Source organism: Photobacterium sp. AWH4_225, assembly GCF_056158405.1.
This window is the reverse complement of record NZ_JBSWTF010000001.1, coordinates 3,026,927-3,048,078: the sequence shown is the minus strand read 5'-3', so window position 1 is coordinate 3,048,078 and position 21,152 is coordinate 3,026,927. Positions and strand designations below refer to the sequence as shown.

General features: G+C 46.1%; 15 protein-coding genes. 14 read left to right on the top strand and 1 reads right to left on the bottom strand.

Annotated elements, in window-relative coordinates:
• The first annotated feature begins 6 nt into the window (after positions 1 to 6).
• From ACXAD4_RS14105 to ACXAD4_RS14045, 13 genes are all read left to right on the top strand, one after another.
• Positions 7 to 1,395 (top strand): phosphohexomutase domain-containing protein, encoded by a 1,389-nt coding sequence (locus tag ACXAD4_RS14105; protein ID WP_475242274.1) that lies wholly within the window; start codon positions 7 to 9, stop codon positions 1,393 to 1,395.
• A gap of 11 nt (positions 1,396 to 1,406) precedes the next feature.
• Positions 1,407 to 2,573, top strand: a complete 1,167-nt coding sequence (locus ACXAD4_RS14100) for a nucleotide sugar dehydrogenase (RefSeq protein WP_475242273.1) — start codon at positions 1,407 to 1,409, stop codon at positions 2,571 to 2,573.
• A gap of 281 nt (positions 2,574 to 2,854) precedes the next feature.
• Positions 2,855 to 3,775 (top strand): UTP--glucose-1-phosphate uridylyltransferase GalU, encoded by a 921-nt coding sequence (gene galU / locus ACXAD4_RS14095; RefSeq protein WP_475242270.1) that lies wholly within the window; start codon positions 2,855 to 2,857, stop codon positions 3,773 to 3,775.
• A gap of 66 nt (positions 3,776 to 3,841) precedes the next feature.
• Positions 3,842 to 4,951: a UDP-N-acetylglucosamine--undecaprenyl-phosphate N-acetylglucosaminephosphotransferase gene (gene wecA / locus ACXAD4_RS14090; protein ID WP_475242268.1), complete on the top strand. Its 1,110-nt coding sequence runs from the start codon at positions 3,842 to 3,844 to the stop codon at positions 4,949 to 4,951.
• Between the two features lie 94 nt (positions 4,952 to 5,045).
• Positions 5,046 to 6,407, top strand: coding sequence for a bifunctional UDP-N-acetylglucosamine diphosphorylase/glucosamine-1-phosphate N-acetyltransferase GlmU (gene glmU, locus ACXAD4_RS14085; protein WP_475242265.1), 1,362 nt, complete (start codon positions 5,046 to 5,048; stop codon positions 6,405 to 6,407).
• A 141-nt stretch (positions 6,408 to 6,548) separates the two neighbouring features.
• The gene (glmM, locus tag ACXAD4_RS14080; RefSeq protein WP_475242263.1) at positions 6,549 to 7,895 is read left to right on the top strand and encodes a phosphoglucosamine mutase; all 1,347 of its coding nucleotides are present in this window, start codon (positions 6,549 to 6,551) and stop codon (positions 7,893 to 7,895) included.
• A gap of 178 nt (positions 7,896 to 8,073) precedes the next feature.
• Positions 8,074 to 9,084, top strand: coding sequence for a dTDP-glucose 4,6-dehydratase (gene rfbB, locus ACXAD4_RS14075; protein ID WP_475242261.1), 1,011 nt, complete (start codon positions 8,074 to 8,076; stop codon positions 9,082 to 9,084).
• A 120-nt stretch (positions 9,085 to 9,204) separates the two neighbouring features.
• Positions 9,205 to 9,633, top strand: a complete 429-nt coding sequence (locus ACXAD4_RS14070) for an arsenate reductase/protein-tyrosine-phosphatase family protein (protein ID WP_039467550.1) — start codon at positions 9,205 to 9,207, stop codon at positions 9,631 to 9,633.
• Between the two features lie 524 nt (positions 9,634 to 10,157).
• A complete protein-coding gene (gene wecA / locus ACXAD4_RS14065; protein WP_475242259.1) occupies positions 10,158 to 11,285 on the top strand; it encodes a UDP-N-acetylglucosamine--undecaprenyl-phosphate N-acetylglucosaminephosphotransferase in 1,128 nt (375 codons plus the stop codon).
• A gap of 886 nt (positions 11,286 to 12,171) precedes the next feature.
• Positions 12,172 to 12,735: a hypothetical protein gene (locus ACXAD4_RS14060; RefSeq protein ID WP_475242257.1), complete on the top strand. Its 564-nt coding sequence runs from the start codon at positions 12,172 to 12,174 to the stop codon at positions 12,733 to 12,735.
• Between the two features lie 103 nt (positions 12,736 to 12,838).
• The gene (locus ACXAD4_RS14055) at positions 12,839 to 15,082 is read left to right on the top strand and encodes a hypothetical protein (RefSeq protein ID WP_475242255.1); all 2,244 of its coding nucleotides are present in this window, start codon (positions 12,839 to 12,841) and stop codon (positions 15,080 to 15,082) included.
• On the top strand, positions 15,067 to 18,024 hold the full coding sequence (locus tag ACXAD4_RS14050) for a tyrosine-type recombinase/integrase (RefSeq protein WP_475242252.1): 2,958 nt from the start codon (positions 15,067 to 15,069) through the stop codon (positions 18,022 to 18,024). Before ACXAD4_RS14055 ends, ACXAD4_RS14050 begins: the two co-directional genes overlap by 16 nt.
• Position 18,025: 1 nt before the next feature.
• On the top strand, positions 18,026 to 19,261 hold the full coding sequence (locus ACXAD4_RS14045; RefSeq protein ID WP_475242250.1) for a hypothetical protein: 1,236 nt from the start codon (positions 18,026 to 18,028) through the stop codon (positions 19,259 to 19,261).
• A gap of 51 nt (positions 19,262 to 19,312) precedes the next feature.
• Here the strand turns inward: ACXAD4_RS14045 and ACXAD4_RS14040 are convergent, their stop codons facing one another.
• Positions 19,313 to 20,467 carry an Arm DNA-binding domain-containing protein gene (locus tag ACXAD4_RS14040; protein WP_475242248.1) on the bottom strand — a complete coding sequence of 385 codons (1,155 nt, stop codon included), beginning with the start codon at positions 20,465 to 20,467 and terminating at the stop codon, positions 19,313 to 19,315.
• Between the two features lie 319 nt (positions 20,468 to 20,786).
• Between ACXAD4_RS14040 and ACXAD4_RS14035 the strand changes: the two genes are divergently transcribed.
• The gene (locus tag ACXAD4_RS14035) at positions 20,787 to 20,933 is read left to right on the top strand and encodes a hypothetical protein (RefSeq protein ID WP_475242247.1); all 147 of its coding nucleotides are present in this window, start codon (positions 20,787 to 20,789) and stop codon (positions 20,931 to 20,933) included.
• The last annotated feature ends 219 nt before the right edge of the window (positions 20,934 to 21,152 follow it).

Below are 21,152 nucleotides of genomic sequence, written 5' to 3'. Positions count from 1 at the left end.
CAGATTTTGAATAAACTAACATGTTTTAAAGCTTATGACATTCGCGGTAAGTTGGATGATGAGCTCAACGAAGATATTGCTTACCGCATTGGACGTGCTTACGGCGAACATTTGAATGATGGTTCATCTGAAAAGACTGTCGTATTAGGTGCCGATGTACGTTTAACCAGTGAGGCACTGAAACAATCACTGGCTAACGGTCTGCAAGATTCAGGAGTCAATGTTAAGGACATTGGCTTGACAGGCACTGAAGAGGTGTATTTTGCAACCTACCATCTTGGGGTTGATGGCGGTATCGAAGTAACGGCTAGTCATAATCCGATGAATTACAATGGTATGAAGTTAGTACGCGAACAAGCTAAGCCAATCAGTGGTGATACAGGCTTGCTTGATATAAAAGCGGCTGCTGAGCTGAATCAATTTGGTGAATTGGCGGAAAAACGCGGTACCTTTGAGAAAGTTTCGATACTCGATGCTTATGTTGAACACTTACTTGGCTATATACAGCCAGAGTATATTAAGCCGATGAAGCTTGTGATCAACTCAGGTAATGGGGCTGCAGGCCATGTGATTGATGCCCTTGAAGCAAAATTTGCTGAGCTAAATTTGCCTTTGGAGCTAATCAAGGTGCATAACGAGCCAGATGGCAACTTTCCGCACGGTATTCCTAACCCACTCTTACCTGAATGTCGTGAAGATACCGCTACAGCGGTTCGTGAACATGAAGCTGATATGGGCATCGCTTTTGATGGTGACTTTGATCGTTGTTTCTTGTTTGATGAGAAAGGCAATTTCATTGAAGGTTATTATATTGTAGGCTTATTGGCTGAAGCTTTCCTTGCCAAAGATAAGGGCGCTAAGATTATTCATGACCCTCGTCTATCTTGGAATACCATTGATGTGGTGAGACAATCTGGCGGCATGCCAATTATGTCGAAGACAGGTCATGCTTTTATTAAAGAGCGAATGCGTAAGGAAGATGCTGTTTATGGTGGTGAGATGAGTGCGCATCATTATTTCCGTGATTTTGCCTATTGTGATAGTGGTATGATCCCTTGGTTGTTAGTGACAGAGTTGATGTCTCGCTCAGGGTTATGTCTATCTGAGATGGTGGCGTCACGTATTGCAGCATACCCATCTTCAGGTGAAATAAATAGTACGCTCAAAAATCCCAAGAAGGCGATTGATGCTGTATTTGATAAATATAAGGGCGAAGCTAAAAACATTGATTATACAGACGGTATTAGCCTTGAGTTTAAAGAGTGGCGATTCAATCTAAGGACTTCTAATACAGAACCAGTCGTCAGGCTGAACGTTGAATCAAAAGGTTCGGCCCTATTGACACAATGTAAAACTAAAGAAATATTAGAGTTACTTAGAACAAAAAGCTCTTAAGTGTGGGATATATGAAAATTGCAGTTGCGGGTACAGGCTATGTTGGCTTGTCAAATGCTGTTCTATTAGCTCAGCACCATGAAGTTATCGCTGTTGATATCATCGAAGATAAAGTGAACATGCTTAATGACCGTGTTTCACCGATTGTTGATGCAGAAATTGAAGATTTCCTAGCGAATAAAGAGCTGAGCCTCACGGCGACTCTTGATAAACAACAAGCATACAAAGATGCTGAGTTTGTTATTATTGCGACACCAACCGACTATGACGTTGTTAATCACTACTTCAATACTTCATCTGTTGAGGCCGTGATTAAAGATGTTATGGCGATCAACCCAAATGCGGTAATGGTGATTAAGTCGACTATTCCTGTTGGGTACACTAAGCAAATTAAAAAGCAATTCGGTTGTGAGAATATTATTTTCTCGCCTGAGTTTTTGCGTGAAGGCCGCGCTTTGTTTGATAACCTCCATCCATCTCGTATTATTGTTGGCGAGCAAAGTGAACGTGCTAAGGTTTTTGCTAGTTTATTAGTAGAAGGCGCGATTAAAGAAGACATAGAGATCTTGTTCACTGACTCTACAGAAGCAGAAGCGGTTAAGTTGTTCTCTAACACTTACCTTGCAATGCGTGTTGCATACTTCAATGAGCTTGATTCCTATGCTGAGTCCCATGGTTTAGATTCGCGCCAAATCATCGAGGGTGTTGGCTTGGATCCGCGTATCGGTAGCCATTACAACAACCCATCATTTGGCTATGGCGGCTACTGCCTTCCAAAAGATACTAAGCAACTTCGTGCCAACTATCAGGAAGTTCCTAACTGCTTGATTGGTGCCATCGTTGACGCAAACACCACGCGTAAAGATTTTATCGCAGACTCCATTATTAGCCGTAAGCCAAAGACTGTTGGTATCTATCGTCTGATCATGAAGTCTGGTTCTGATAACTTCCGTGCTTCGAGTATCCAAGGCATCATGAAGCGTATCAAAGCTAAAGGTATTGATGTGGTTGTTTATGAGCCTGTGCTTGAGGAAAAGGAATTCTTCCATTCTGCTGTAATTGAAGACCTTGAACAATTCAAGGCGATGTCTGATGTTATCGTATCTAACCGTATGGCAGAAGAACTTGCTGATGTTGCAGACAAAGTCTACACACGTGATTTGTTCGGAAGCGATTAATTGTATGCTTTGAATGTGTAAATAGTTTGGCCTATTTGCACGATTAACGACTTCCACTTATATCGTTAAAATACTTCCCCTTTATCAAAGCTGGCTCAATTCTGAGCCATACATGAGACAGTTTGGCTCGCTTAATTTGGCTGTCTATGAATTGTCTTACCATACCTTTATGATGAACCGGTAGGTTTTGCTTACCGGCTAGTTTAGTACGCATAAATAACTGGTATTGTGAGCCTATCTCTATAGAGCGACAGGTACGTTAACTCTATTAAGGAAATATGATGAAAAAAATTACAAAAGCCGTCATCCCAGTGGCGGGGCTAGGTACGCGTATGCTTCCTGCAACGAAAGCTATTCCTAAAGAAATGCTGCCGTTGGTGGATAAGCCGCTTATTCAATACATCGTTAAAGAGTGTATTGAAGCTGGTATTAAAGAGATTGTTTTGGTCACGCACTCTTCAAAGAATGCTATCGAAAACCACTTCGATACTTCTTATGAGCTTGAAGCGACGCTTGAGAAGCGTGTTAAGCGCCAGCTGCTTGATGAAGTACAGTCTATTTGCCCATCAGATGTGACGATTATGCATGTGCGTCAAGGCCATGCTAAAGGCCTTGGTCATGCTGTTCTTTGTGCTAAACCTCTTGTGGGTGATGCGCCATTTGCTGTTGTTCTACCGGATGTCATTTTGGATGAGTACACTGCAGATCAGTCGGTTGAGAACTTGGCCGCAATGGTAAACCGTTTTGAAGAGTCTTCTGCTTCTCAGATCATGGTTGAACCTGTGCCAATGGCCGATGTGTCAAAGTACGGTGTTGTTGATTGTGAAGGGGCTGTGCTTGAAGGTGGCCAGTCCCATGCGATGAAGGCAATGGTAGAAAAACCAGCTATTGAAGATGCACCTTCTAACCTAGCGGTTGTTGGCCGTTATATTCTTTCATCAAAAATCTGGGATAAGCTGGCGATTACGCCTCCTGGTGCTGGCGATGAAATACAGCTAACTGATGCTATCGACATGTTGATGGCTGAAGAAACGGTTGAAGCTTTCCATATGACCGGTAAATCCCATGACTGTGGCGACAAGCTAGGTTATCTAAAGGCTTTTGTTGAATACGGTCTTCGTCATGACGCCTTAGGTGATGATTTCAAAGCCTACCTAGAAACACTCTTTAAGGCTGGTGATAATCTTAAACTGGTAGGTTAAAATCTGCTTCTAGTTAACCATTGATTAAAACGCTCTGTAGATTATTAAATTAAATAAGAAATAATGATGACAACTACCGCATTTATTTTTGTCTTTATCTTATCGTTTTGCAGCCTCTTTATCTTCCGTAAGGTTGCTAAGCGTATTGGTTTGGTGGATAAACCCAATGCAAGGAAATTGCATCAAGGGGTCATACCGCTTGTCGGTGGCATTTCTGTCGTATCTACGATAGTGATCAGCTTTCTGCTGTTCTTGCCGATATCAAATAACCTGATCCTGTTCTTAAGCTGTGCGGTGATCTTGGTCATTTTGGGTGCGCTGGATGATTTCTTTGATCTTAGCTTCAAGATCCGCCTTGTAGTTCAGGCGCTAATTTCTCTTGCTATGATCCATATTGGTGAACACAGCTTACATAATCTTGGCTACCTGATGGGCAGTGACACCATCATGCTTTCACCGCTTTTAAGTGGTGTTATCACGGTCTTTGGTGTGATAGGTGCTATCAATGCCTTTAATATGGTTGATGGCATCGACGGCCTGTTAGGCGGCTTGGCATCAGTGACCTTTGGCGCTCTAGGTTGGGTTTTCTATTACACCGGTAATGAATACCTAGCGACGGTTTGCCTGTTGATTGTGACAGCCTTAATCCCATACATCATGCTGAATTTGGGTATTCCGTTGGGCCGTCGTTTTAAAGTATTTATGGGTGATGCCGGTAGTATGTTTATTGGCTTCGCGGTGGTATGGATGCTTATCCGTGGTTCGCAAGAAGCCGATGCCTATGCCTTCCAGCCTGTTACTGCACTGTGGTTGATTGCCATTCCTCTAATGGACATGGTGACAATTATGATTCGCCGTATCCGTAAAGGGCACTCACCATTTAAGCCAGACAGAGAGCATTTGCACCATATCTGCCAACGCATTGGATTCTCATCACGTCAGTCATTGGTATTGATTTGTAGCTTAGCGATGATTATGGCTGCTATTGGTGTTTGGGCTGATATGAATGATGTGCGCGAGTCGGTAATGTTTATTGCCTTCTTATGTACTTTTGGTGTGTACTTCTTCGTCATTAGCCATATCTGGCGTATCACGACCTTTATTCATAAGTTGTTTGGTACCAATAAACCTATTGAGTTTAATATGGAAGCCACTCAAACCAACGCTGAAAAATAATATCTAATCATATTTCTTGCGGTAGCTTTATTAATTATTGTCTTTTAATGCTGTGACTAGCGATAGTCACAGCATTTTTTATTTGGAGTTTGATATGAATTTCAGTGCTGTCATTTTAGCCGCGGGTAAAGGTACGCGGATGTACTCGAACCTGCCAAAGGTATTACATACCCTTGCGGGTAAACCGATGGTCTCCCATGTAATGGATGCCTGTCGTGAACTTGATGCTAATCAGTTGCACCTCGTCTATGGCCATGGCGGTGACATGATGCAATCGGTATTGGCCGACCAAGTGGTGAATTGGGTCTTGCAAGCAGAGCAGCTTGGAACCGGCCATGCGGTTGACCAAGCGTCCTCACTTTTCTCTGATGATGAGAAGGTACTGGTGTTATATGGTGATGTACCTCTGATTAGTCCTGAGACCTTAAAGAATTTGATTGAAGCTCAGCCGACAGGGGGCATTGCTTTGCTAACTGTCGTGTTGGATGACCCAACGGGTTATGGCCGCATTATCCGTCGTAATGGTCCAGTGGTTGCCATTGTTGAGCAAAAGGATGCCTCTGAAGAGCAGAAGTTGATTAACGAAGTTAATACTGGAGTGCTGGTTGCAACGGGCAAAGACTTGAAACGATGGCTTTCAATGCTCAGCAATGACAATGCACAGGGTGAGTACTACCTAACAGATATTATATCTCTTGCTCATGATGAAGGCCGTGCAATTGAAGCGGTACACCCAGTCGATGCGATTGAAGTTGAAGGTGTGAATAACCGTATTCAGCTAGCAAAGCTAGAGCGCGCCTATCAAGAAAAACAAGCAGAGAAGCTACTGGCACAAGGTGTCATGCTTAAAGACCCTAGTCGTTTTGATTTGCGAGGTCAACTACAGTGCGGAACCGATGTCGATATCGATATCAATGTGGTTGTAGAGGGTAAGGTTACTTTAGGTAACAACGTTATCATTGGCGCAGGTTCGGTCTTGAAGAACTGTATTATTGCCGACAATACGTTAATCCGCCCATATAGCGTGATTGAAGATACCATCATTGGAGAAGCCTGTACTGTCGGTCCATTTAGCCGACTTCGCCCTGGCACAGAGCTGAAGAATGACGCTCATGTAGGTAACTTTGTTGAGACAAAGAAAGTCACTTTGGGCCAAGGCTCTAAAGCAAACCACCTGACTTACCTTGGTGATGCCGAAATTGGTGAGCGGGTGAACGTTGGGGCAGGCACCATTACCTGTAACTACGACGGCGCAAATAAATTTAAGACGACGATTGGCGATGATGTTTTTGTTGGTTCAGATAGCCAGTTAATTGCACCGGTTACTATTGCTGATGGCGCAACCATTGGTGCAGGCTCGACCATTAATAAAAATGTAGGTGAAAACGAACTGGTGATCACCCGCGTTGCACCAAAGGTTAAAAATGATTGGAAACGTCCAGTAAAAATCCAATAGCCAAGCCAAATAACATAAACAAATAATTTAGGCACCTTGCTCCATTTCGTAGCTGTTCACTAGCAAAGGCTATAGAGGGCAGGGTGATTCGATTTTTACCAGTTTTCACATATACAGAAGATACTTCAAAGATAAAAAATTATGACTAGAAAATATTTCGGCACCGACGGTGTGCGTGGCAAGGTGGGTGAGTACCCAATTACCCCTGATTTTGCATTAAAGCTTGGCTGGGCAGCAGGTCGTGTTCTCTCTCGTCAGGGCACCAAGAAAGTTATTATTGGTAAAGATACGCGTATTTCAGGCTACATGCTTGAGTCTGCTTTAGAAGCAGGTCTGTCAGCTGCAGGTATCAACGCTATTTTGACCGGACCAATTCCTACGCCAGCCGTGGCGTACCTGACCAAAACTTTCCGTGCGGAAGCCGGTATTGTCATTAGTGCTTCGCACAACCCGTATTACGATAACGGAATTAAGTTCTTCTCTGAAAGCGGTGAGAAACTGCCGGATGAGGTTGAACTAGCGATTGAAGCTGAGCTTGATAAAGATATTGAGTGTGTATCGTCTGATTTATTAGGTAAAGCGCGCCGTATGGAAGATGCGGCTGGTCGTTACATTGAATTCTGTAAGGGTACCTTCCCTTCAGCACTATCATTGGCGGGGATGAAGATTGTTGTCGATTCTGCCAATGGTGCTGCCTACCACATTGCCCCGTCGGTATTCAGTGAACTGGGTGCTGAAGTTATCGCGATTGGTAATCAGCCAAATGGTCTGAACATCAATGACAAGTGTGGTGCTACATCCATGGCGCTTATTCAGCAGGCTGTTGTTGAGCATAAAGCTGACTTGGGTATTGCCCTTGATGGTGATAGCGACCGTATCATGATGGTCGACAGTAAGGGCAATGTAGCTGATGGCGACCAAATCCTTTTCGTACTGGCTAAGCAAGCTTTGATTGATGGCCAGCTAAAAGGCGGTGTCGTCGGTACTTTGATGTCCAACATGGGCCTTGAAGTGGCGCTGGCGAAATTGGGTATTCCGTTTGTCCGTGCTAACGTGGGTGACCGTTACGTGATGGAGCAGTTGCTTGAGCGCAACTGGTGGCTTGGTGGTGAGAATTCAGGCCATGTTATCTGCCGTAACTTGGTGACCACCGGCGATGCTATCGTCGCAGCGCTGCAAGTGCTGGCGGTCATTCAGCGTAGTGGCAATACCCTAGATACGCTATTGGCCGATATGCCAATGATGCCACAGGTATTGATCAATGTTCGCTTTAGCGGAGACAATCAACCGCTTGAATCTGAACTGGTTAAGAACTCAGTAATCGAAGCGGAAAAAGCGATGGAAGTCGGTACTGAGACGCCGAAAGGCCGTGTCTTGCTGCGTAAATCTGGCACCGAGCCGTTGATCCGCGTGATGGTTGAAGCAGAATCAGCAGACATGGCGCAGCAGTGGGCTGAGCATATTGCCGAGGCAGTAAAAGCAGCTTAATTCAGAAAGCTGTATTTTTTTAAAGGGCGATATTCCTTAGGGGTATCGCCCTTTTTGCGTTTTAGGCCTGATGAAAAGTGTCAGGCTGTCCGTCATGACTGAAAATTATCATGATAATGGACGGATTCTTGTAAGATAAGGCTATTGATAAACACTTAGTGCAAAAAGAAAGCGTCCTATGAAAGTGTTAGTGACCGGTGGGGCTGGCTTTATTGGTTCAGCGCTTATTCGTTATATCATCGGTAATACCAATGACAGTGTAGTGAATATCGATAAGCTTACCTATGCGGGCAACTTGGCATCATTGACCGATGTCGAGTCACATTCACGCTATACATTCGAACAGCTCGATATTTGTGACCGAGAGGCGCTGAAAAGGGCCTTTGATCAATACCAGCCGGATGTCATTATGCATCTCGCAGCCGAAAGTCATGTTGATCGCTCCATTGGTGGCCCTGCTGCGTTTGTTGAAACCAATATCGTTGGCACATTTACGTTGTTAGAAGTGGCCAGAGAATACTGGTCAGGATTGAGTGCCGCCGCGAAATCAGCGTTTCGGTTTCACCATATATCGACCGATGAAGTTTTCGGTGATCTAGACGCCGAAAGTGACCCATTTACAGAACATTCCCCATACCTCCCGAGTAGCCCCTATTCGGCCTCGAAAGCGTCAAGTGATCATTTGGTCAGGGCGTGGCATCGTACATACGGTTTGCCTGTCGTACTGTCAAATTGCTCGAATAATTACGGCCCTTACCAGCACCGTGAAAAATTGATCCCCCTAATGATAAATCATGCACTAGAAGGGAAAGCGCTACCGGTTTATGGCAATGGTTTGCAAGTCAGGGACTGGCTTTATGTTGATGATCATGTCAAAGCGTTATATGCCCTTGTTACCAAGGGCAGGGTGGGGGAAACCTATAATGTTGGCGCGAGCAATGAAAAGAGTAATATCGACGTGGTGAGAGAGATTTGTGAAGTACTAGAAGAGCTTGCGCCGGATAAGCCGCAGGGAGTTGTAAGATATCAAGATCTCATTACTTATGTCACAGACCGCCCTGGCCATGATAAGCGTTATGCCATTGATGCATCGAAAATCATCCATGAACTTGGCTGGAAGCCTAAAGTTTCGTTCACTGAAGGGTTGCATAAAACGGTGGCATATTATCTGTCTACTCGGCGCCCTTAATGTGCTGAAAGTTTCAGGTTGTTACGTTAGAATCTGAGGCAGCGTAATTTGATGATAGTGATGGGCATGGCAACTCTATGCTGAGTTTCCCCTTCATTGCGTACATAAAAAAGGAACAGTATGTTTAATAAAATTCTGGTGGTTTGCGTTGGCAACATCTGCCGTTCTCCATCGGGTGAATACCTTTTGAAGCACCACCTACCTAACAAGCACATTGCCTCAGCAGGCGTTGGTGCATTGGTAGGTAAACCTGCTGATAAAACCGCGGCTGAAGTCGCGCTTGAGCACGGTGTTAGTCTGGAAGGGCACGTAGCCCAACAGCTTACTAGCGAGCTTTGCCGCGATTACGATTTGATTTTGGTGATGGAAAAAGGCCACATTGAAGCGGTGACTAATATCGCGCCGGAAGCCCGAGGCAAAACTATGCTGTTTGGCCAGTGGATTGGTCAAAAAGACATTCCTGACCCATACCGCCAGAGCCGTGAAGCGTTTGATTTTGCCTATGAGCTGATTGATGAATCAGCCAAAGCGTGGGCGAAGAAGCTGTAAAAAGAGATATGTAATAAGAAATTATTTTTTAATCATTCTCGTTATTAAAAAATAACCTCTGGCACAGGCAATATATATTAGAGCTAGAGGTTATACATTATATTATCTTTCAGTTAATAATATCTTTCTTCGTTAAATTTCTGCTAGATTATCTATTTTTAAATTTTTTAATTATAATTTCTTTAAAATATAGCAGGTAATGAAATTATCAATAATGTACTTAATGTATACCAGTGTGGTATGTATTGTTATTGTTTGATCTATATCAAATGATTACAAAGAAGAGGCGTTAATGTGGTATTCGCTTAGGGAATAGAGTGGCTGCATCGTAAAAGTAGATAGAGCGTTGATAGGAGTGACTGCGCATTGTTTATATTTTTTAGTATGTCTATGTGTAGATGATATCTATCGGGATTTTTACTTTTCACCAAAGCTTGCCATTTACAGGTCAGTCTATTCCTTAAAGCGAACCGGAAAACGGTTAAATACAACGTTATTCTTTAAAAAATAAAGAAGAGGTAATCATGACATTTACCGCATTGACGTCTGTTTTTTTATTATCGTTTTGCAATCTATTTATATTCCGTAAGGTGGCAAAGCGAATTGGCTTGGTGGATAAACCCAGTGCCCGAAAATTGCACCAAGGAGCGATCCCTCTCGTCGGGGGCATTTCTGTCGTCTCTACGATTGTGGCAGGCTTTCTTCTGTTCCTACCAATGACCTTGAATATGGCTTTGTTTTTGGGCTGCTCTGTGATTTTGGTGGTATTGGGCGCGCTGGACGATTTCTTCGACCTGAGTGTCAAGATCCGCCTTGTGGTCCAGGCGCTGATATCTCTTGCGATGTTCCATATTGGTGAACATAGCTTACATAAGCTCGGTTACCTTATGGGTAGTGATACGATCATGCTTTCACCGCTTTTAAGTGGTTTTATTACGGTCTTTGGTGTGATGGGGGCGATCAATGCCTTTAATATGGTAGATGGTATCGATGGCCTGTTAGGCGGCTTGGCTTCAGTGACCTTTGGTGCTCTGGGCTGGTTATTCTATTATTCAGGTCATGAATACTTAGCGACCGTATGCTTGTTGATTGTGACCGCTTTGATCCCATATATCATGCTTAACTTGGGTGTTCCTCTGGGGCGTCGCTTTAAAGTATTCATGGGCGATGCCGGCAGTATGTTCATTGGCTTTGCCGTGGTGTGGATGTTGATCCGTGGTTCCCAAGAAGCTGACGCCTATGCACTACAACCTGTCACCGCATTGTGGTTGATTGCCATTCCTCTGATGGACATGGTAACGATAATGATCCGTCGTATCTGTAAAGGCCAATCGCCATTCAAGCCTGACCGTGAACATTTACATCATATTTGTCTTCGCATTGGGCTCTCTTCTCGTCAATCGTTGGTTCTCATTTGTAGCGGGGCGGCGATTATGGCTTCGATTGGTATTTGGGCAGATTTAAATAATGTCCGCGAGTCAGTCATGTTTATTGCTTTCTTATGTCTCTTCGTCGTGTATTTCTTCGTGATCAGTCACATTTGGCGTATTACAACTCTGATCCACAAGTTAATGGGCATTAAGACACTAATTGATTCTGGTGTTAATTCAACACAACCCATCATTGAGGACAGCGTCAAATATGATAAATAGTGGTCGTTGGAATTTTGATACCTGTGCCAGAAGAGAAGACCTGCTCATATAAATCACTACTGAAATATGAGTTGTTAATTTATTAATGTTTTATTTCGTGAAAAGGAAGTAGAACATAAAAATTCTGTCGTCATGTTGTCAACATATGCAGATTAATGAATATTGCTGTTTCTTTGATTCATATCAATTTACAAGAAAGGTATTGCGGTAGTGTGATATTTATTCAGGGAGTGAATGTAAATATTGCGTTGTTTCATTTACATAAATGTGGCAGGCAGGCAGGCAGGCAGGGAGTGGCTATGTTTTTTTTATATTGTCCAGTATGTCAACGTGTTGAGCATGTTCATCGAATCAGAAGAAGTCCTATAGAGCATATTATCAGAAACAAGTATGGGAAATATCATTGCTCGTGTTGTTCGTCAGTGTTTCTTTCTCATCAAGCCAAGGGGGAGGTTATTCTTATCAAGCAGGGTAAGGTCAGCTTCGAGCATACGGAGTAACTGCGATGAATGATCCTGATGGAATTGATATAAGGTTCAAGAGGCGTTGCTATTTTCGACATTTTGTTGTCCTTCAGCAACATTATTGCAAAGCGATATCTGCGGATAATCGTACAGAGATGGAATATCTCAAACGTGTGATAGCGGAGGTCAAGCAAGTGTTGTTGAGTAAGCAATGTCGATGACATGTTGAGAATCTCATGGTTTGCTGTGATCTCACTCTGTCACCTTCAGTTCAAAGCCTCCTTTCTCGAAACCTCGAAGTGACTTGATACTTCAAATTTGGATCTTTTGAGTGTTCACTCGCAAAATTAAATTCAACTGGTTGCGCATTGTTGCGTATTGGCGTATGCCTTTAATAATACTTACCCGAACAAAGGACCGCCATGGAACAATGGGTTGTCAAATCGGTGTCGGTAACACAATTACGGTTGGTTGAACCACCTTTGCGCGATGAAACTCACCACGCTCGCTTAAAGGAATTGAGTTACACGGCTCCTACTTCTTTCCTGTCTACTTTAATCGATACAATAGCGCCTGTTCCTGTATTGGGCTTCAAGCGCCACTACTATCCGGTGCGCCATATTCCGGAGCTCAAGCTGCTCTCCCAGCTTTACCCAAATACATTGTTACCGGTTGCGGTAAAGGGTAGGGCGAATAGCCTAGAGGAGATCCAGCAGCACTGCGCTTCAGCTCAATGGTTTGATTTACTGCATAGCCATGACTGTAAGGATCTTTTTGGGCTTCAAACCGAGTGGCTGCATGCCTTTAATTTTCGGCCTCTATTAAATCAAAAACAGCTGTGTGAACTCTTGACGTGTGAGCGGACGACCTTGTACAAACGCCATGATCGTCTCTTGCCTCGTTGGCAGTCATGCGATGAAGCGATACCAATATCGCCGTCTTCCATCGATTTTGACAGCTTAACTGCGCATATTCCCGATAAGTAAGGGGGGACTCATGTACCCCATAGAACATATCGACGAAGCGCAGTTTCCACTGTCTCGCGAGGGGATCTACCTTAATTGCCCCGAGCGACAATTGTTGTGGGAGGTGCTCCGCATACCGCCGGACAACCCTTACGCCGAGCAGGCTATTCCGTTATACCTGCAGTTTCACCATTGTTGCTGTGCGTTCGAGCCTGATGCCAATATATACCATCGTCGACAGCGGCATTTGATAGCTTCGCAACTTGAGCAACTGCAGCCTACAACGGCAGAGGCACCGCCCTCCCTGCCTACTTCCCGCCAACAACTCCGCACGTATCTTACCCACTATCCACTGTTTAGCACGTTACTGCTCCTTGCCAATGAAAAGAGCACGATACAGCCTGACTGGTTATGGCTCTTGGTCCGGCTTTATCATGCGGTGGGGCCGGATGATTATCACGCCTATCTGTTGTTTGACCAATTGCGAAGCCGGTATCCCGAGCGAGCCCCTTTTATCTCCATGGGTGTGATGACTCAAGGGAGTAGTCGTGAACTTTCTTTGGCTCTTGAGCAACATAAGCACCTTAGTGAACTGGCCTCATTGATGGTACCCAGGCAAAAGCGGTCCTCCCGCCGTCCCTATCAGGCGGACAATACCCATACCGGCATTGCACTAGAGCGTGGCCTGGTGAAAGCGACCTACAATACGACGAGTGATACAGAAGGTCGTGAAGGCGAGAGCTGGCTGGTAATGACAGCTAATCAGCCGCTCACAACAAAAGCAGCTAGGCGGAAGTTTTCATTGCAAGGCAGTGGGATGGCCAGAGCGATAGGCCGTGCGAACCAGTCATTGCCGGCCAGTCAATCTGCTCTGACACCGGCTGAGCTGAGGCTCTTCATTCTTTATAGCTGTCCGGCCATGTTAGATGGTGAGTGGTTAGCCATTGAGCCTGATGAACGTAAACACTGGCTGATCTTCTGGTTGTCGCTATTAGGCTGGAGGGATTTGGATATTCCGGTCTATAACTTACGCGGAAAATCAAAACAGGCTATGTCAGCTCCGGTATTTCTATATGAGTTTGATAAGCTCGATGGCAGCGTCGTTTCCCTGCAACTGGGGGCGGAAGTCGTGAAGGGTGCCAAGCCTGAGCTCGGTGACAAACGGTATTGTTCCGCCCAGCCAGCTTGGTCGTTAATGTTACCTTGGCCCATCCAAAGCCTGTTTAATCTTGTGTTGCGCGAGTTGAAAAGTCACCAGCGAAATGGTCAGCCGCTGAGCCACGTGTTATTGGTGTCCCAAGTGCAGTACCGACGCTGGTTAAGGTCGACGATTCAGAGGGTCAAACCCCATGTTCCTTTTTCAATAACACCGTCAGCCATTGAAAAGGCATTTTTACACTTTGCCCATGAGCAGGTGCCCGATACTACCTTAGCGTTGTTGACGGGGAAAGGATGTATCCAGTCTCATTACATCAATCAGCAAATCACTGAGGTGAATGGACAAATCCGTCAGTGCTGGCAAGCATTTCTCACCGAGCTTGATGCGACCACAGCGCTTGATTCCAGCAGTGAAACGCATGTAAGTATGACGAGGCCTCCTCCGACGTATCATGAGCAGGTTGGCTCTGCACTGCCCCTCAGAAAAGAGTTATTACCGCCGATATTCTCCGCTATTTTGGCCCCTCTTAAGCCAGAAACCGTCACATCAAAACGTCTTCAACCCCATTTATGGCAAGAATCCAGCGAGCGATTGGCCTTGTACCTCCATGTGCGGGCGGCCATCACGATGGCATTGCGCCCGGTCAACTCTCCTTACCCAGATCTTAGCCATATGGCGTTCGAAACAGGGTTGCTCACGGTGCAGGATAAACGCAGCCACCATGAAGATGAACGTCGTGTGCTTGTGTCTGACCGCATGCTGATGGATCTGCTCAAGTTATACCTGCAATGGCAAGATCAGTGGATGCCATTGATAGTCCATCACCAACCACCGTCGTTTAGTGTTTTTGATGGTAAAAAGGCGGAGCCGGTCTCTGCAAGCGTGGTGAACCGTTTGTTTGAGACCTATGTGAGCAATCACCTGATAGAAGGATTCCGGCATCTTTCTGCGTCGCTATGGCTAGAGGAGAATAGTGCATCGTTTGATAGACCCTTTGTCCAATCCGGGCTCAATCAATTGCTTAATCATTTCCAACGTGGCCAAAGCCCATTGGGCACGTATTCCTTGGTCTCTCTTAATCAAGTAGCCGCTTATCAGCGCCAATGTTTGACGGAAGTGAACGCCCCGTTTGCTGAGTATGACCAGCAAGCATTGGGTGCACTGGAGAGCTTGTTAGCGTGTAAGGGGGGCGGATGGACGATTGGGTAGCGTATTTTGAAACTAACATGATGCAGGAGCCTTTGGGTGTTCGTGAAGCCATCTCCGACGCGTATTCTTGGCTCAATCAACATGCCCCGCAGACGTTGGGAGTAAAACCGCTGGTGGATAACGCCTTGGCGCGTGTGGCCGGCGGATTATATCGTCATGCAGCCACCCGAGATGAGCTGGTTGCTTTCCAGCAGGTGTTGTCACTGCTGTGGGAGCGGCAAGTAGAGCGTAATCCATCATTGCGTCAACCGGAAGTGTGGCGACCACTCCCACCGGAGCGCCCGACGGTGACTCAACAACAGCTACCGATTGGTTTGGTTGAGTGGTTGTTGTCTCATTTGCTGAGGCCGTCGACTGGACAAAGTGAAACAACGGATGACAAGGCTGAGGCTGGCCGTTGGTTATTGATTGTCGCTTGGGAGAGCGGAGTAGATTCATTGGCCATGTTGAAGGCGCTCGCCAAGGCACCTCTGTCGAGTTGGGTGAGTTTGCAATCACCCGCACTGCTGACGTTGTACTTGCCGGAACAAACCAGCAGGGTGTGGTTAGGAGCGGTGGGCAGTGCCTTGATGAGTTATTTAAAGTCTAAGCCCGTTTGGAAAACAGTACAACGCAACCCAGAGAAATGCATAGCGGCTTGGCTGGGACAGGTAAAAAACACAAGCTGCTCGTCGTGGAGGCAGGACGCCCTCTCAAAGATCCGAGTCAGTCAATTGGTAAGGGATATCGATTTGCTCAGCCGCAGCATTGGCTTGAGGGGGATTTGGCAACACTATACCCCCTTGGCAGATCCCGTGATGATTCGGGCATTCAGTGGGCAGTGCTTGCCGGTATTAAATGGGAGATCACATAGCCAACCCGTGCAGACATTGCCCGAGTGTCATCGCCAGTCCGCCTTTTCCAAAGAGGCACCCCAACACCGGCAGTTTTGCGCTTATTTGAGAGAATATCAGCGTATTAACCCTAAGGATACGCGCTCCCACCGAAGCTACAAACAAACGCTGGCCAAACTCCAAGCATTGAGCGCCCTGCCTTTGTCACGGGCCAGTATCTTGGCGTTGCGCTGGTTGACGGCGTTGTTTGCCTTCGGATCCGCGTGGAAGGAAAAGTTGGCGCCCGGTACATTGCTAACTTATCACTCGAATATCACTAACTTCATCAAGTTTGCCTGGCCTGATGATGAGGTATTTGAGGTGCCAGCCGAGGACTTTCAGGTTATTTGCCAACAGGGGCTCGCACATTTTGAACACGCCGATGCGCAATATACCGTTCTGCGTTTTTTGCAGTTTTGTCAGCGCCACCCTGAAATGCCCGCCTTTGAGCTTGAGGAACTCAGTCTTCTTAGTGCAAAAGGGGTAGTGCGTGCTAACTATTTGGCGCCTGCCCATTTTGATGATATTTGCCGGCAATTTGGACAGGGGAAAGGGGCTTTCGAGCAGCAAATAGTGTTATTCATGCAGCTTTGTTACTACGCAGCACTGCGTGAGGATGAAGCGCTTTCGTTGCAGTGTCAGGATATTTGCTTTGATACCGGGATGATCTATATCACGGCGGCCAAGCGACGAAAGTCACCCCATGCGGTTCGTAAAATCCCAATGGCATTACTGCCCCCTTTCGTTATAAAAGCATTGGGAAGTCAATGCTCGGTTCAACAAAGTCAATCATCTCCTGAAGGTACCTTGCTGTTTGACCATTGGCATTACCCATCGTTGGAAGGGCAGTTTATTCATTTTGCCCGTGAAGCCTTAGATGATGCGACCTTGGTAACACATAGCTTACGTCATAGTGGTGCCAATAATTGGGTGGTGATGATCAGCATGCTGGCCTTTGAGTACCAGCCGGATGAAACGGATCGCCCTTTTTTTCTCCGCCACCTTCTGTTTGAGGCTGAGCAGTTGCAAGGTATTAAAGCCATGCTGGCGTCAATGGGGTATCCCATGTCGTTGTACTTTCCCGTATTGGAGTGGGTCAGTGAGCGGGTTGGCCATGCCGGGCCGGCAACCACCTTTACGGTCTACCTTCATCTGCTCGACTGGTTATGCTTGGCGTTGACCGCTGAACCTATTACGTTATTAAAGCGAGATGTTAGGCGGTGGTTATCGCCGTCAAATTATGCGTTTGAATTACAAAAAACGATTTTTATCCCGCAACACCCGATACCGTTGCCAGAGCCAGGCCAGTTTCACCAGTTATTGAATGATCCCTATGACCACCAGAGTAAAAGCGCCCACCTAGCAGGAGTTATCGCACCTGATACCTTACAACGGGTTGCGCTTAAGCGATTGAAAGGCGTGCAACGCTATGACGTAAAAGTGTTTCCCAAAGAGTCGCTTTGCCTTGAAAAAGCCATCACATTTAGCCAATTTGTGGCGGCAATTCGCCATATCCGTTTAGGGGGCGACGATGCACCTTTACCTGAAATGTTAAAGGGATGGCTCTTGAGTTATGAGTCGCCTTTACCTTGTTTAGTGTTATCTGCCCGTCAGCAGCCTGCCTGGTTAAGGTTATGCCAATGCCTTGAAAATGGATGGTCAACACGTACGTTGCTGATGATGAATAGTCTTCGGCATTTGCGAGAGGCTTGCCTCAATGGAGAGGCCATGACGACAATTCGGCAAATGAATAGAGTGCTACGTGGCTATCGAGCCTTAGGGTTGCAGAACTTGACGATAGTGGTTCATGCCTGTGAATCAGAACAAACGATGATGGCAAAGTGGCAAGGTTTGATTGAGCGATATGGCTATCAGGTAGAGTGGAAGCCGAGTGAGCATAAACGGATCAGCGCGGTGCTAAAACCTTACCGTTTGGGGTGGCCGTTATGGCCTGAGTTAGGCGCCATCTTGGATTTGATAGTGGCCTATGACGATTATTGCCAGTCGTTAAGCAATGAAGCCATTTCGATAGGGCATGGCGATGTCAGCATATTGGTTGGGGAGGAATGATATGAGTATGACATTGACCCTAGCACCCAAATGGGATGGGGACATTTTTAATTTTCTTCAGCGGGAGGTGGTGGAGAAAGACCACCCATTCGTGATGATGAGTGTAGAGCCCGGGGCACAATATTTATCATTGACCTCAAGCCTTGGTTCGCTGTCTGGATTTCAAGTGACTTACCTCTGGCAATTACTGGATAACCCCGTCACAGGAACGTTGTGTTACAAAATAGCCGCTGACGGACTTACCAAGATCCTCAAATTATTACAGCATGATCTCCCCGTTGCGATGACGATTCGCGAAGGTCAAATATACCTCCAGTCAAGTGAGTATGCCGATCTGCTCGGAGACTTTAATTTGGCCGACGATGGCGTTGAGTACTGGCTAGAATGGGTGTCTGATAAGGCAGAACGCAACTTTGAACAAATACCGGTAAAAGATCCTTGGGTATATATGATATCAGCCTCGGAGCTAGGACGTGATCTGAAAACGGTGGCAAAATACGTAAAGTTGACACCGAAGGGCCAGCAACATTCATCGTCTAATAAGTCACAGATCCTACAATTAGCCTTTTCGGATGAAACGGCATTGATACAGGGGCAAGCAAATGGCAATACGGTCTCTATCGCGTTACCTACTCATCAGCTTTATCGTGAAACCGTGCATACGATGGTCTCTGTCGTCCCGCTAGGTATCGATACTGCGGTCAAATTGGCGGGATTACTCGTGCTATGTGCTGGAGACGTGAGGGTTAAGTTAACGGCGAACCAGCTGCGAATAAAGCGGGAAAGCTGGGAGTTATCAGTGAAGGTGGTAAGTGCTTGCTGGGATTGTGAAACGATAGCCAAAACCTTTGGCCAGTTACCCGAGTCTATTTGGTGTGAGTTACCTGCGACGACATTAAGCAGTGTATTGCCAAAGTTGGCGGTGACTAACACCCCTGAAAAAGAAAAGCTGAATGTGGAAACGCACGAGGCTTCCAGTATGCATTATTCCGATGAGTTCAGGTTGAAGGTCAATCAGGATCATGTCGGGGCCATGATACCCGTCAAGGCTGCTCACCCGTTCCCGCCCAATATTGATATCAGCTTCAACTACGCCTGCTTTGAGCACATCCTCAATGCATTACCGTTTTCGTCGTATTGGGCTTATTTACACCGAATTCGGGGGCTGGTTTTTTGTAACAGGTCAAGAACAATCTATTTTTCAATGGCTTGTTCTGATGGTAAACGTGGCCGATAAAAAGGTCTTGCTAGAGGCCACTTAGCAAGACCTATCTCTTCTTGTTGATTATCAGGTTGCTGACGTCATCATGGCATCAAACGCACTGCCATCTTTCCTTGCGGCATTAATGACATACGGGGCATACACTTCGTAGAGCATCTGGGTCGAGCTATGGCCGAGCAGACGCGAGACATAAAGTGGGTTTTCGTGCGCTGCTAGATGCAGTACCGCTGCGGTATGGCGGGTTTCGTATCCTCGGCGTTTTGGCAGGCCCACCTTTTTCAACGTCGGATACCAGACTTTCTTGTTGATAAAACGGGTGTCGAGTGGACATCCTTTGGGATGGGTGAAGACAAAATCAGACGGGCTCTTTTCCACCGCTCTTCGCAGAGCGGCTTCTACAGTTGGTGTCATGATAATGTCTCGGTTGGATTTGGGCGTCTTCACGGTCGTGAGTTCACCTGCCACCCAATTACGTCTGACTCGGATAAGCCCATGGTTGAAGTCGACGCAGTCTTTTTTCAATCCGTGTACTTCACAGCTGCGCATGCCGGTATGAAAGCGGATAAGGTAATAGTCATACCATTGGTGAGGAACTGCCGCCATGAAGCGCTGGACTTCCTCTTGGGTCATCGGGTTGGGATCGCTCGGCTCTTCCCGCAGAGGCTGTAGCCGCTCGAGCGGGTAGGGAAAACCAAATTCATCTGCCGCACTGTGTAGGATACTGATAAGCGGGACAAAAATGATATTGATCCGTTTGTTGCTGAGCTTTCTCTTGCCATCTTGGTTGGTCAGAGCGCAAAGCTGACTGCGCAGGGTTTGCACATCCTTGAGAGTGATGGCATCGACCAAGGTGTTCTTGAACGCTGGCAGCAGGTAGTTGTTCAAGATGCTGTGTACAGCTTTGAGGTAGCTGTTTTTCCATTGGTGGCTGTTTCGCTCCAGCCAGGCCTCGGTGTACGTATCAAAGTAGGGCTCAGCGATTGCCGGGTTTCGCGCTCTGACTAACAGCTCAAACTTCTCGACTTTCTTGCTGTGGGGGAAGAAGTCCTTGTAATCAAAACTGCCCAGCGCCAGCTCAGCATTGAGGCGTTTGAGAACGGCTTTGGCTTTCTTGATATTGGACGGGGTAGCAGGCATGCCTGAGGTTTCACGGAAGCGGACACCAAAGACACAGAGATCATATTGGATGATCCCGTTGGGGCGAATACGGATATTGGCCATCGGTTAACTCCATACAAAATAGTGTTTTACCGACAGGATCGCGTATACTCATCCCGTCGGCTGGTTACGGGTTCTGTAAGGACTATTGGGTGGGCAGCCGACACGGGCTGAGATGGTTGCCGCCATCTCAGCCCAGCTGCAGTGCACCAAGTTTTCTATACTTGGCCCATCAAGACTAGTACATGCCTGTTTATTTATCCAGTGTTTTCGCTCCCCCTTTTGCTATAGTTATTGGCATAAAGGTTCAACCGCTTTGTTGTGGAATTATTACTTCATCTTTAGTCTTCACAAGAAATATCAATTAGGGTGGTAAGGTTATATGGATAAACAAGAAAGAGAGGCACATGCCTTACTAGAGCTGGTTAAAATGTCCAAACGGGATGTGGAGCAGGGAAGGGTTTATACAGTCAGTGAAGTTAAGGAAAGGCTGAAGCTGCGCCGTGAAAAACTCAAGTCCAGAAAATAAATAGTGTGTCTTCTTATTCTGATAGCCTAGCTTGCCAAACCGATACAATTCTAGTCTTTAGTGTTCAGCGTTTGATTTAAGGGCTGCAAAAATCCCTATGTTTCAGTTAGGTGCCGCTGGCTCATTACAGCCTTAAGGCGTACCATACATTTGCCCATTTCTTCTTAGAGCCAACTTGCTCATTGAGGAAACGGACTAACGTCTCAGGCTGAATCCAAT

Bases quoted from the DNA above. Each gene is read 5' to 3' on its own strand.
- ACXAD4_RS14100 (WP_475242273.1), top strand. From the start codon at position 1,407: ATGAAAATTGCAGTTGCGGGTACAGGCTATGTTGGCTTGTCAAATGCT.
- galU (WP_475242270.1), top strand. From the start codon at position 2,855: ATGAAAAAAATTACAAAAGCCGTCATCCCAGTGGCGGGGCTAGGTACG.
- wecA (WP_475242268.1), top strand. From the start codon at position 3,842: ATGACAACTACCGCATTTATTTTTGTCTTTATCTTATCGTTTTGCAGC.
- glmU (WP_475242265.1), top strand. From the start codon at position 5,046: ATGAATTTCAGTGCTGTCATTTTAGCCGCGGGTAAAGGTACGCGGATG.
- glmM (WP_475242263.1), top strand. From the start codon at position 6,549: ATGACTAGAAAATATTTCGGCACCGACGGTGTGCGTGGCAAGGTGGGT.
- rfbB (WP_475242261.1), top strand. From the start codon at position 8,074: ATGAAAGTGTTAGTGACCGGTGGGGCTGGCTTTATTGGTTCAGCGCTT.
- ACXAD4_RS14070 (WP_039467550.1), top strand. From the start codon at position 9,205: ATGTTTAATAAAATTCTGGTGGTTTGCGTTGGCAACATCTGCCGTTCT.
- wecA (WP_475242259.1), top strand. From the start codon at position 10,158: ATGACATTTACCGCATTGACGTCTGTTTTTTTATTATCGTTTTGCAAT.
- ACXAD4_RS14060 (WP_475242257.1), top strand. From the start codon at position 12,172: ATGGAACAATGGGTTGTCAAATCGGTGTCGGTAACACAATTACGGTTG.
- ACXAD4_RS14050 (WP_475242252.1), top strand. From the start codon at position 15,067: ATGGACGATTGGGTAGCGTATTTTGAAACTAACATGATGCAGGAGCCT.
- ACXAD4_RS14045 (WP_475242250.1), top strand. From the start codon at position 18,026: ATGAGTATGACATTGACCCTAGCACCCAAATGGGATGGGGACATTTTT.
- ACXAD4_RS14040 (WP_475242248.1), bottom strand. From the start codon at position 20,467: ATGGCCAATATCCGTATTCGCCCCAACGGGATCATCCAATATGATCTC.
- ACXAD4_RS14035 (WP_475242247.1), top strand. From the start codon at position 20,787: ATGGATAAACAAGAAAGAGAGGCACATGCCTTACTAGAGCTGGTTAAA.